Annotated in this window: 12 protein-coding genes; 3 read left to right on the forward strand and 9 right to left on the reverse strand. The window is 60.4% G+C overall.

What is annotated here, in order from left to right; translation table 11 throughout:
• Window positions 1–32 precede the first annotated feature (32 nt).
• The 3 genes from BT199_RS09335 to BT199_RS09345 all read right to left on the reverse strand — a co-directional run bounded on the left by BT199_RS09335 (window position 33) and on the right by BT199_RS09345 (window position 2,116).
• Window positions 33–917 (reverse strand): alpha/beta fold hydrolase, encoded by an 885-nt coding sequence (locus BT199_RS09335; RefSeq protein ID WP_072434345.1) that lies wholly within the window; start codon window positions 915–917, stop codon window positions 33–35.
• Window positions 918–1,221: 304 nt separating this feature from the next.
• The gene (locus tag BT199_RS09340; RefSeq protein WP_072434346.1) at window positions 1,222–1,914 is read right to left on the reverse strand and encodes a 16S rRNA pseudouridine(516) synthase; all 693 of its coding nucleotides are present in this window, start codon (window positions 1,912–1,914) and stop codon (window positions 1,222–1,224) included.
• On the reverse strand, window positions 1,904–2,116 hold the full coding sequence (locus BT199_RS09345) for a cysteine-rich CWC family protein (protein WP_014717351.1): 213 nt from the start codon (window positions 2,114–2,116) through the stop codon (window positions 1,904–1,906). The genes BT199_RS09340 and BT199_RS09345 overlap by 11 nt, the downstream gene beginning before the upstream one ends.
• A gap of 244 nt (window positions 2,117–2,360) precedes the next feature.
• On the opposite strand from BT199_RS09345, the gene BT199_RS09350 reads away from it, so the two are divergent.
• A complete protein-coding gene (locus tag BT199_RS09350; protein ID WP_019818497.1) occupies window positions 2,361–2,720 on the forward strand; it encodes a hypothetical protein in 360 nt (119 codons plus the stop codon).
• Window positions 2,721–2,877: 157 nt separating this feature from the next.
• Complete coding sequence (locus BT199_RS09355; protein ID WP_019818495.1) at window positions 2,878–3,333, forward strand: DUF3757 domain-containing protein; 456 nt, start codon at window positions 2,878–2,880, stop codon at window positions 3,331–3,333.
• On the opposite strand, the gene BT199_RS09360 is transcribed toward BT199_RS09355, so the two are convergent.
• Complete coding sequence (locus BT199_RS09360; RefSeq protein WP_032903199.1) at window positions 3,319–4,431, reverse strand: enoyl-CoA hydratase/isomerase family protein; 1,113 nt, start codon at window positions 4,429–4,431, stop codon at window positions 3,319–3,321. The two genes, BT199_RS09355 and BT199_RS09360, sit on opposite strands and share 15 nt — an antisense overlap.
• Before the next feature lie 136 nt (window positions 4,432–4,567).
• Between BT199_RS09360 and ung the strand changes: the two genes are divergently transcribed.
• Window positions 4,568–5,260 carry a uracil-DNA glycosylase gene (gene ung, locus BT199_RS09365; RefSeq protein ID WP_020301023.1) on the forward strand — a complete coding sequence of 231 codons (693 nt, stop codon included), beginning with the start codon at window positions 4,568–4,570 and terminating at the stop codon, window positions 5,258–5,260.
• A 29-nt stretch (window positions 5,261–5,289) separates the two neighbouring features.
• Here the strand turns inward: ung and BT199_RS09370 are convergent, their stop codons facing one another.
• The 5 genes from BT199_RS09370 to BT199_RS09390 all read right to left on the reverse strand — a co-directional run bounded on the left by BT199_RS09370 (window position 5,290) and on the right by BT199_RS09390 (window position 10,750).
• The gene (locus tag BT199_RS09370; protein WP_014717354.1) at window positions 5,290–6,327 is read right to left on the reverse strand and encodes an AbrB family transcriptional regulator; all 1,038 of its coding nucleotides are present in this window, start codon (window positions 6,325–6,327) and stop codon (window positions 5,290–5,292) included.
• On the reverse strand, window positions 6,320–7,834 hold the full coding sequence (locus BT199_RS09375; RefSeq protein ID WP_014717355.1) for a tripartite tricarboxylate transporter permease: 1,515 nt from the start codon (window positions 7,832–7,834) through the stop codon (window positions 6,320–6,322). Before BT199_RS09375 ends, BT199_RS09370 begins: the two co-directional genes overlap by 8 nt.
• Window position 7,835: 1 nt before the next feature.
• On the reverse strand, window positions 7,836–8,294 hold the full coding sequence (locus BT199_RS09380; protein WP_003189430.1) for a tripartite tricarboxylate transporter TctB family protein: 459 nt from the start codon (window positions 8,292–8,294) through the stop codon (window positions 7,836–7,838).
• Between the two features lie 147 nt (window positions 8,295–8,441).
• Complete coding sequence (locus BT199_RS09385; RefSeq protein WP_014717356.1) at window positions 8,442–9,425, reverse strand: Bug family tripartite tricarboxylate transporter substrate binding protein; 984 nt, start codon at window positions 9,423–9,425, stop codon at window positions 8,442–8,444.
• A 32-nt stretch (window positions 9,426–9,457) separates the two neighbouring features.
• Entirely contained in the window at window positions 9,458–10,750 is a 1,293-nt protein-coding gene (locus tag BT199_RS09390; RefSeq protein WP_014717357.1) for an OprD family porin, read from the reverse strand.
• Window positions 10,751–10,956 lie beyond the last annotated feature (206 nt).

The following is a 10,956-nucleotide window of genomic DNA, read 5'->3' on the forward strand; positions in this document are numbered from 1 at the left end:
GGAGCATGCTCGCCACAGTGTCAGGCTTGATCTCAAAGCGCCCACGCATGTTGCGCCTGGCCCTGGCTATACCGCAACGGGCTGGCGGGCCGCTGCCCTTTCAAGAAGCCCACCACGGCCTCACGGCTATCGCGGCACGCGGCTTTATGTTCCATGTCCAGGAAATGCCCCGTTGCCTGGATGGTGCTGAAGCAGCTCTTGGCCACATGCTGGCCAAACAGCTTGGCGTCGTCTGCGCTGGTGTATTCGTCCCACTCGCCGTTCAAGAACAGCACCGGGATGTCGATTTGCCTGGCCGCCTTGAGGTAGCACTGCCGGTCGCTGTTGAGCACGTGGCTGATGTGAAAGTGCATTTGCCCGTATTCGTGTGCGGCCAGGCTGCTGACATGGCGGTAATTGAAGCGTTTGAACAGCGAAGGCAGGTGCTTGCCAATGGTGCTGTTGACCAAGTGGCCGACACGGTCGCGGTCGAGGTTGCCCAGGTAGTCGACGCCTCGTTCGAGGTAATCGCGCATCGGCGCATTGATTACCGGCGAGAAGGAGCTGATCACGGCTTTTTCTATCCTACGGGGCCGCTGTGCAAGGGCGACCAACGTGGCGGCGCCGCCCCAGGAGAAGGACAGCACATGTTCAGCGGCGAAGTGGTCGAGCAGTTCCAGGAGGATCTGGCCTTCGACTTCCTTGGTGAGCATCTGCTCATGACGGTTATGGATTTTGGAACGGCCAGCGTAGGGCTGGTCGTACAACACCACATTGAATTGCGGGTACAGGCTTTTGACGGTTTGAGCGAAGGACGCCGTGGTCGCCATGGAGCCGTTGACCAGGACGATGGTCTTTGCCGCCGCGTCCGCGCGATAGAACTCCGTGTAAACCCGATACTGACCCTGTATATCCAGCACAGCGATTTCTGGCCTCATGTCGTAAGACTCCTGGCAAGCGGGTAGTGCGCGCAAATCACTTTGCACGTGCTTTATGACAGGTAGGCATACGCCTGGAAAATGAAGGCTCACGTCGGTCCGATGACGGCTGGCCGGCGGGTGTTGTTATGGCGGGCGGTTTGCCGGGAGGGCCCGACGATCAAGCACGGGCGCGGCAGGTGTTTCTTGGAGGTTATAGGGCGACTCATCAGTCATCATCTGGCTGAAGCCTTGATTCAAGCAGCACCGAAGGCAGGTCGCAAGGTAAGCGGTTGGTTTTTTGCCATCACCGGCTGAACGGTCGTCAGATTAGTCGGATTTCGTCGTCAGTCAGTGGCCGATACTGACCCGGCGCAAGCGAGGTATCCAGCACCAAGGGGCCCATTCGCTCGCGGTGCAGGCCGATTACCTTGTTATCAAAATGCCCGAACATGCGCTTCACCTGGTGATAGCGGCCTTCGACGATGCTCAACCGGGCCGTTCTTGGGCCCAGCCGTTCAAGTTTGGCAGGTTGGGTAGTGAGATCTTCAAAGGCGAAATACACCCCTGCCGCGAACTTCATCGCATACTGCGGGCCTATGTCCTGTTCGGTTTGCACGTGGTACACCTTGGGCAACTTGGTCTGTGGTTGCGTGAGGCGCCGTGACCATTGGCCATCGTTGGTGATCAGCATCAGGCCGGTGGTGTTGAAATCCAGGCGCCCGGCGATATGCAGGTCGGCTTTGTCCGGTTCGTGCAGCAGGTCCAGGACCGTGGAGTGTCGCGGGTCCGACGTGGCGCTGACGCAGCCCTGGGGTTTGTGCAGCATGAAATAGCGTGCCGGCTTGCCCGCTTGCAGAATTTCACCGTCAACGCAGACATGGCTGAACTCACGTACGTCATGGTGCGGATCGCTGACTGCAACACCCTCGACGGTCACCCGGCGCTCCACCAGCAACAAGCGCACTTGTTTACGATTGAACTGTGGCAGGTTGCTTAGGAAGCGATCAACGCGCATGGCGGTTACGCAACTGTTCGTCCACTTGGGCGCAGCGTGGGCACAGGCAGGCTTTATTGCGCACCTCATCCGGCAGGGCTTCAAGCACCGCCGGGTCGATGATGACGCTGTAGCACCAGCAGGCTCGATCGGCCGTGCGCGGATCGGCCAGGGAGCAGTCGTTGCGGGCACCGCAGGCGGGGCATAGGGTCGGTGTGGTCATGGGTCGGTTCAGGCAGGCCTCGGGTAGGACAGCGGTAGTTGTTGCACGATACAGCGCGGCTGGGCGGCATTCCATCATCATGGGTTTTTGACAGACCTTCACTTCGTCTGAAACAGGTGTTTCCACTTGTGTCGCGAACGCACCAGATTCGGTTTTTGATGTCAGATGTTTCGTCATTCAGTGAAAGCTGAATGCCGCTCGCCAGCGTCGCTGGAGGAGCTCTTCCGCGGTCCAGGAGGCCGCCATGTATCGACGACTGCTGCTCATCGCTTTGCTCGGCCTGACCCTTTCAGCCTGCGTGCCCTATTACGATGGAGGCGCCACCTACTATCGCTCCGAGGTCTACACCGCGCCGGCGCCAGCCTATTACTACGGCGGCCCGCGTTATTACCCTTCTGGGCGCAGCTATTACGCGCCAGCGCCTCGCTACTATGCGCCACAGCCTCGCTACTATTCGGCGCCGCGCTACTACCAACCAGCCCCGCGCTATTACCCTCGCGCCGGCTACCGACCCTACCCCAACCAGGGGTGGGGCGACCGCTGGGGTAATGGCGGGCGTGGACGCGGTTCCGACCACGGAGGTGGTCGCGGCGGTCACCGTTAAATATCTTGAAAAACAAGCGGCGCATCATGCGCCGTTTTTTATAGGTACCGTATGTCCGTACTGTCAGATTTAACAGCTATCTTTGAGGCGCTAGCTGTACTTCACTAACGAGAAGCCTTGTGCTTTTGCGTGGTGAGACTGAGCAGATGGAATCCCTATGTTCAAACAATTGATTTGCGTGCTCCTGCTGATGAGCTGCTTCATTGCATCGGCAAGTGCGGAGCAAGGCTGTCCTTATCCGTCGCAGATCGTGTACGCCGATGGCCATTATCGCGCCCAAGACAACGGCCTGCGCTGGCAAAGTCCGAAGGTCGCGTCGCGTGGTGTTGTCGACGGGTTCATTGGCGCAGTCTTCATGCCGGGCGACGGCGAGGAGAGAGGAAACGGCTACATGGACAAGTGCATCTACCGCACCAACTGGAGCGGGGTAGTAGTAGCGTTGAGGCCAAGCAGGGGCAATGAGATTATCAACATGTCGTTGACCAGCTCCTTGTATTGGAAGCTGCAGCCCGATGCGTTCGAGTTGCCGGTGTATACGTGCGTGGACAGCCAACCGGACAATTGCAAGTTCAAGGTCAACGACAAACGTACAGACCTGTCAGTAGTCAGATAAATCTGCCAGAGGATTTCTACCTTCCCAGGCCTTGTCAAAGTGCGCCTGCACCACCGCTTCCGGGAGTGTGTTGATATCCGGCCAGTGCCAATGAGGCGCCTGGTCTTTGTCGATCAGGCGCGCCCGCACCCCTTCGGCAAATTCCGGATGACGGCAGCAGTTGAGGCTCAGGGTGTATTCCATCTGGAACACCTGGGCCAGGGATAGGTGGCGGGCGCGCTGGAGCTGTTCCCACACCAGATGCGCCGTCAGTGGGCAGCCCTCACTCAGGGTTTTGCCGGCCCGGCTCAATAGCGGGTCGCTGTGGTCGCGCAGCAGGTTCAAGGCGCGCCAGGCACAGCGTACATCTCCTACATCCAGCCATTCGTCGATCTGTGGGCGGCGTGGTAGCCATTGCGCGTCGGGTTGATCGCTGATCGCCTCCTGCGCCAGGGCCTTGAGCAAGCTGTTGAGTTGCATCGCGCTCTGTTCCTGCCAGTTCAGCTGCAGCAGGCCATCGAGCAATTCGTCTTGCTGGTCATCACGCAGAAAACGGTCTGCCAGGCCCAAGTCCAGCGCGTCGCGACCGTTGATATGGGCGCCGGTGAGGCCCAGGAACAGGCCGAGCTTACCCGGCAAGCGGGACAAGAACCAACTGGCCCCCACATCCGGGTACAAGCCAATGCTGATCTCGGGCATGGCCAAACGACTGCTTGGTGTAACGATACGCACGGCGGCGCTTTGCAACAGGCCCATGCCACCGCCCAAGACATAACCGTGGCCCCAGCAGATCAACGGCTTTGGGAAGGTGTGCAGGCGGTAGTCAAGACGATATTCAGCGGCAAAAAACTGGGCGGCCAGAGCCGGAACTTCGCCGGGCTGCTCACGGCAAGCCTGAGCCAGGCTGCGCACTTCGCCACCGGCGCAAAAGGCTTTGGGGCCGTTACCGCGTAGCAGCACGCAGACGATCTGCGGGTCTTTGGCCCAGGCCTCCATGCGCTCATCCAGGGCCAGAATCATTGGCAGGGAGAGGGCGTTAAGGGACTTTGGCGCGTCCAGGCTGGCGATACCGATGCGAGCGCCGCCACTGCCGGTCAGTTCTTCGAAATGCAGGTTCATCGTGACCTCAATCGAGAAGGTGAAGGATGAGTATGATCCCTTCGTGGGAAAGTGCCGGTGCTGTGTCAGATCAATTGACAAGCGGGGTCGGCTTTCCTAGGGTTCGCCTCATTCTTTTTTACAAGACAATTCAACTATGACCGATGGCGACCGTATCAAACTCGAACCCAGCTGGAAACACGCTCTGCGTGAAGAGTTCGAGAAGCCTTACATGGCGCAATTGCGCGAGTTTCTGCGCCAGGAACATGCCGCAGGCAAAGAGATCTACCCGCCCGGCCCATTGATCTTCAACGCACTCAATTCAACACCGCTGGACAAGGTCAAGGTCGTGATCCTCGGCCAGGACCCTTATCACGGCCCTGGCCAGGCCCATGGCCTGTGTTTCTCGGTGCAACCGGGCGTGCCGGCGCCGCCGTCGCTGGTCAATATCTATAAAGAGCTCAAGCGCGACCTGAACATCGACATCCCCAACCACGGCTACCTGCAAAGCTGGGCCGACCAAGGCGTGCTGATGCTCAACACCACCATGACCGTGGAGCGCGCCAACGCCAACGCCCATGCGGGCAAGGGCTGGCAGTTCTTTACCGATCGGATTATCGAGGTAGTCAGCGAGCATCAGCCGCACCTGGTGTTCCTGCTGTGGGGCGCCCATGCTCAAAGCAAGCAGAAGCTCATCGACGCCACCAAGCATCTGGTGCTGACCTCGGTGCATCCTTCGCCGTTGTCGGCGTATCGCGGGTTTCTGGGCTGCGGGCATTTCAGCCGGGCCAACAAGTTTCTCGAGCAGAATGGCGAGGCCCCCATCGAGTGGCGTTTGCCACCCGTCTGAGGCCTGGCACATTCAACATGTGGAAGGTTTTAGAGGGGGGCGGGCTGACGGTTCCAGTGCCGAAACAAAGGCTCGGCCAAGAACAGCACGAACAACAAGCGCATCACCTGCATCGCCGTCACCAAGGGCACCGACAACTGCAGGGTTTCAGCTGTCAGGCTCATCTCAGCGATACCGCCTGGCATCATGCCCAGGGTCAGTGATCGCAGGTCGAGGTGAGTGAGGGCGCTCAAGCCCACCGCCGCTAACGTCGCCAGCAGCATGGTCAATGCCGTGCCAATCAAGGTGCGGCCCATGAATGAGGGCGCGCGACGGAAGAACTGCCGATTGAAGTGGCAGCCCAAACCGCTGCCGATCAACCATTGGCCGATCTGGCTGCCGCCGTCGGGCAGGCCAATGTGTAAATCCCAGGTCACACTGGCGATCGCACTCACCAGCAATGGCCCGAACAGCCAAGGGTTGGGTTGGCGCAAGCGTTGCCAGCCCCAGGCAACCAGCGCACCCACCGGAAACAGCAGGGCCAGCCACGCCCAGTCCACCGGCGCCGGGTGAAACTGCGGTGCGCCGCCTCCGAGCAAATACTTGAAGATCGCCGGCACACACAACACCACCACCAGCACACGCAAACTCTGCCCGGCCGCAACCCGGCTGAGCACCGCGCCGTTGCGAGCGCCCAGGTTGACCATCTCCCCGGAACCGCCCGGCATGCTGGAGAAAAACGCCGTGGCGCGGTCTTCCCCGCTGCGGCGCATCAACCACACGCCGACCACGCTCGACAAGCTGGTGACCAGTGCACCGAAGAAGATCAGGCCGAAGTGGCTCATCACCTGCTCGATCACCAGCGGGGTGAAGTGCAAGCCAATGCCGATGCCCACCACCCATTGGCCGCATTTGCGCCCGCCGGGAATCTCCGCCAATTGCCAGGGCGTCAGGCAGCGCACCAGGATGATCGCCAGCAACGAGCCGACCATGTACGGCAACGGCCAGCCGACCAGGCTGGCCAGGTAACCGCCGGCCAGGCCGACCAGCGGTGTTCCCCACCAATGTTTAAAGGTGACCTCAGACATCGGCCAGGGCACGACGCTGTTGCACGCGTTTACGCCAGATACGCAGCAGCGGTACAAGCAGCATGATTGCGGTCAGCACCCAGACGCCAAAGGTGATCGGGCTCGACCACAGGATTTCCAGCGCACCGTTGGAGATCGACAGCGCACGGCGCAGGTTCTGCTCCATCAAACCGCCGAGGATAAAGCCCAGCAGCAGCGGCGACAGCGGGAAGTCCAGCTTGCGCAGGATGTAGCCGAAGATGCCGATGGCGATCATCAGGAACAGATCGAAGGTGGTGGCATGTACAGCGTACACGCCGATCGCGGTGATGATGGCGATCACCGGCACCAGCGCCCAGTTCGGCACGGCGAGGATACGGGTGAAGATGCGGATCATCGGGATGTTGAGCACGACCAGCATGATGTTGGCGATGAACAACGAGGCGATCAGGCCCCAGACAATGTCCGGTTGCTGTTGGAACAGCAGTGGGCCGGGAGTGATGTTGTACAGCGACAGGGCGCCGATCATCACCGCTGTGGTGCCCGAGCCAGGAACGCCGAGGGTCAGCATCGGCACCATGGCGCCGCAGACCGATGCGCCAATGGCGGTTTCAGGGGCGGCCAGGCCGCGCATGTCGCCTTGACCGAACTTGCCGCTGGCGCCTGCGATGCGTTTCTCGGTCATGTAGGCAACGGCCGAGGCCATGGTCGCACCCGCACCCGGCAATACGCCTATGATAAAACCCGATACGCCGCAACGAAGGTTCACGGTCAGTACCGATAAGGCTTCCTTGACGTTGAACATCATGCGCCCGGTGGCTTTCACTGCTTCCTGGCCACGGTGGGTTTTTTCCAGCAGCAGGAGAATCTCGCTGATGGAGAACAGGCCGAGTACCAACACCACGAACTGGATGCCATCGGTCAGGTGAATATTGTCGCCGGTAAAGCGGTACACACCGCTGTTGGCGTCGATGCCCACGCAGGAAAGGAACAAGCCGATCAGCGCCGCAACAAAAGTCTTCAGTGGTTTGTCACCGGCCATGCCGCCCAGGCAGACAATCGCAAACACCATTAAGACAAAATATTCCGCCGGGCCGAACGCAATTGCCCACTTGGCCAGCAGCGGGGCGAACAGCACCATGCCGCAGGTGGCGATAAACGCCCCAATGAACGAACTCCAGGCCGACAACGACAGTGCCACGCCGGCCAGGCCTTTGCGGGCCATCGGGTAACCGTCGAGGGTGGTCATCACGGTGGACGCTTCGCCCGGGATGTTCAGCAAAATCGAACTGATGCGGCCACCGTATTCGCAGCCCAGGTACACGGCTGCCAGCAGGATCAGCGCCGACTCTGGCGGCAAGCCCAGAGCAAAGGCGATGGGGATCAACAGTGCCACGCCGTTGATCGGGCCCAGGCCCGGCAACAGGCCGACCACGGTGCCAATCAGGGTGCCGCACAACGCGGTCACCAGGTTATAGGGGCTCAGCGCAACGCCGAAACCCTGGCCCAAATAGCCAAAAGTATCCATGTCAGTTCTCCAGAACGTCGAGCAGGCCGAGGGGCAACGGTACGTCCATGGTTTTATCGAACAGCAGATAAAGACCGACGCTCATCAAGGTGATGATCACCACGCTGGGCAACCAGCGGCCGCCGTACAGCCGTGCCATCGGAATACCGATCAGCATGCTGCTGAGAATGAAACCCAAGGATTCGAATGTGCCGGCAAACACCAGCAGCAGGGCCACACAGATGCCGATCTTGATCAACGTGGGTTGATCCAGCGCGGGTTCATCGTCAGTGTGTTTGGTCGCCTGCGGGCGAATCATCATGTAGATGAGCGCCAGGCCCATCAGCCCGAGCAACAGCAGGGGGAAGGCTCTTGGCCCTACGGGTTCGTAGGAAAAAGCCGCCTGATACGGCCAGGCCATCAGCGCCAGGCCGATACAGGCCAGCAATAGCACGGCAGCGAAAATGCGTTGTAAGAGCATAGAAAACTCCAAGGCCCCTCTTGTAGGAGCGAGCTTGCTCGCGAAAAACTTCAACGATAACGCGTGCTCTCTGGACGCACGTGGATGTCCTTGGGTTCTTCGCGAGTACGCTCGCTCCTACAGGGGCATTACACAAAAGAGGGGCGATTACTGGATCAGGCCGAACTCTTTGGCCAGCACTTTGTAGTCAGCCACCTGTTTCTTCACGTAGGTGTCCAGCTCCTGGCCCGTCATGGCGAACGGGAACAGCTCGCGCTGGTCACGCAGCTTGGCGAACTCCTCGGAAGCCAGCAGTTTGTCGAAGGCGTCTTTCCACCAGGCGTAGTCGGCATCGCTGACCTTTGGCCCCAGGTAGAAGCCACGCACCACCGGCCAGACGATGTCGTAGCCTTGCTCTTTGGCGGTCGGGATGTCCTTCATTTCCGGCTCATCCAGGCGTTGCTCGGAGAACACCGCCAGCAGGCGCATATCGCCGCTCTGGATATGCGGCATGGAGTCGGAGATGTCGGTACTGCCCACCTGGATATGCCCCCCCAGCAGAGCCGTAGCGATTTCACCGCCACCCTCAAGGGCGACGTAACGCAGTTCGCGCGGGTTGATTCCGGCGGCCTTGGCGATCAGCGCGGTTTGCATCCAGTCCTGGCTGCCGACGGTGCCGCCGGAGCCGATCACCACGCTGCCTGGGTCTTTCTTCAGGGCTTTAACCAGGTCATCGAGGGTCTTGTAGGGCGAGTCGCTTTTCACCGCGATGGCGCCATAGCTGGTGCCCACTGCCGCCAACCAGCGCACGGCGCTTTCATCAAAACGGCCGAACTTGCCCTGGGCCAGGTTCAGCAACGAACCGCTCGACCAGGCGACCAACGTGCCGGCATCTGCAGGGCGCTGGGCGACGACCGCGTTGTAGGCCACCGCGCCCACGCCGCCTGGCATGTAGGTCACACGCATCGGCTTGGTCAGCAGCTTCTGGTTCACCAGCGCGCTTTGCGCCAGTTTGCAGGTCAGGTCAAAACCGCCGCCAGGGGAGGCCGGGGCGATGCATTCCGGACGCTTGGGTTCGTCGGCGGCCAGCAGTTGGCCGGCGAACAGCATGCAGCCGGCGGCGAGGGCAAATTTACGCAGTGAAGGGGTCATGGCGATCTCCATCGTTGTTGTTATGAGGGGTACTACCAAAGTGCGACGCTATAGCTGACCAGCAAGCGCATTTCATCCGCATCACGGGCCGAGTAGTTGGAACGATAGGTGGCGTTACGCAGGCGCACGGCCACATCTTTGAACGTGCCGCTTTGCACCACGTACTTGATCTCGCTGTTGCGTTCCCACTCCTTGCCGGTCTCGCCGTTCTTGAGCTTGATGTTGTCACCCGAGAGGTAACGGCTCATGAAACTCAAGCCAGGAATGCCCAGCTTGGCGAAGTCGTAGTCGTAACGTGCCTGCCAGGAGCGTTCTTCAGCGCCGGCAAAATCGTTGATCTGCACGAAGTTGACCAGGTACGGGTCGCTGCCATCCACATATGGGAAGGCGCTGTCGCCGGACATGTGCTGGTAGCCGGCGCTGAGCTTATGGCCATTGAGGGCATAGCTGAACAGGCCGTTGAGGGACTTGTTGTCGATATTGCCGCCGCGGGCCGAGCCGGTGTCATCGCTGATGGCCAGCCGCAGGTCGGCGGCGAAAGTGCCAGGGCCCATCGGGCGTGAGGCGACCATGCCGAAGAAGTGTTGGCGATACACGTCGTCGAGTTGGGCGAAGTGGTAGCTGCCGGTGATCTTGTCGGCGAACTTGTAGTCGACGCCACCGAAGTTGAAGTGCTTGCCGGTGGCACCGCTGAGGAAGCGGCTGTTCTTGTTATTGAGCGCGATGTCTTCGTAGTTGGTGTCGTCGCGGTCCTTGGCTTTGTCCAGGCGGCCACCGGTGAACACCAGGTTCTTGAATTCCTTGGAGGTGATCAAGCCACCGTTGAAGGTCTGCGGCAGGATGCGCCCGTCGTTGGGCTTGAGGATCGGCAGTTCGGGGATCAGCGAGCCGATTTTCAGCTCAGTCGCCGAGATTTTCACTTTGCCGGTCAGGCCCAGCTTGGCGTACTCGTTGGCGGCGCGGCCGTCATCGTGGGTCGGCAGCAGGCCGGTGCCGGTGCGGTCGGGGCTGGAGTCGAGCTTGACGCCGAGCATGCCCAGCGCATCCACGCCAAAGCCGACGGTGCCGTCGGTGTAGCCTGATTGCAGGTTGAGCATGAAGCCCTGGGCCCATTCGTCGCGCTTGGATTGCTGCGCACTGGTACCGTCGCGAAAGTCGCGATTGAAGTACATGTTGCGGGTTTCCAGGGTCGCGCTACTGTCTTCGAAGAAGGCAGCCTGGCTGAGCGGCGCAAAGCCGGCAAGGGCAGCGGCACTGGCGAGGGCGGTGTGGGTCAGACGGCAAGAGCGAACAGGCGGGCAAGCCTGTGGCTGGGTCGACAGCATCGTGGTGTACTCCGTTATTGTTCTTATTTTGGCGAAAACGCTTCGAGGCGTTTTTCGGGCGCTACGGGTCAGGCAACTCGGCGGGCATAGACCACCGTGGTTGGATGCTAAAGGGCGAAGCTTTCACTAACCTTTCAATCGCCTTTCAATGTTTTCGGGCTTCACAGGCCAGGTTGCGGCTGTAAACTGCCGGGCAAAGCGTGGCG

The sequence above is a fragment of the Pseudomonas sp. NFR02 genome (assembly GCF_900119375.1).
Classification (GTDB): Bacteria; Pseudomonadota; Gammaproteobacteria; order Pseudomonadales; family Pseudomonadaceae; genus Aquipseudomonas; species Aquipseudomonas paracarnis.

Coding starts and splice junctions, on each gene's coding strand:
- BT199_RS09335 (WP_072434345.1), bottom strand. CDS start 917: ATGAGGCCAGAAATCGCTGTGCTGGATATACAGGGTCAGTATCGGGTT.
- BT199_RS09340 (WP_072434346.1), bottom strand. CDS start 1,914: ATGCGCGTTGATCGCTTCCTAAGCAACCTGCCACAGTTCAATCGTAAA.
- BT199_RS09345 (WP_014717351.1), bottom strand. CDS start 2,116: ATGACCACACCGACCCTATGCCCCGCCTGCGGTGCCCGCAACGACTGC.
- BT199_RS09350 (WP_019818497.1), top strand. CDS start 2,361: ATGTATCGACGACTGCTGCTCATCGCTTTGCTCGGCCTGACCCTTTCA.
- BT199_RS09355 (WP_019818495.1), top strand. CDS start 2,878: ATGTTCAAACAATTGATTTGCGTGCTCCTGCTGATGAGCTGCTTCATT.
- BT199_RS09360 (WP_032903199.1), bottom strand. CDS start 4,431: ATGAACCTGCATTTCGAAGAACTGACCGGCAGTGGCGGCGCTCGCATC.
- ung (WP_020301023.1), top strand. CDS start 4,568: ATGACCGATGGCGACCGTATCAAACTCGAACCCAGCTGGAAACACGCT.
- BT199_RS09370 (WP_014717354.1), bottom strand. CDS start 6,327: ATGTCTGAGGTCACCTTTAAACATTGGTGGGGAACACCGCTGGTCGGC.
- BT199_RS09375 (WP_014717355.1), bottom strand. CDS start 7,834: ATGGATACTTTTGGCTATTTGGGCCAGGGTTTCGGCGTTGCGCTGAGC.
- BT199_RS09380 (WP_003189430.1), bottom strand. CDS start 8,294: ATGCTCTTACAACGCATTTTCGCTGCCGTGCTATTGCTGGCCTGTATC.
- BT199_RS09385 (WP_014717356.1), bottom strand. CDS start 9,425: ATGACCCCTTCACTGCGTAAATTTGCCCTCGCCGCCGGCTGCATGCTG.
- BT199_RS09390 (WP_014717357.1), bottom strand. CDS start 10,750: ATGCTGTCGACCCAGCCACAGGCTTGCCCGCCTGTTCGCTCTTGCCGT.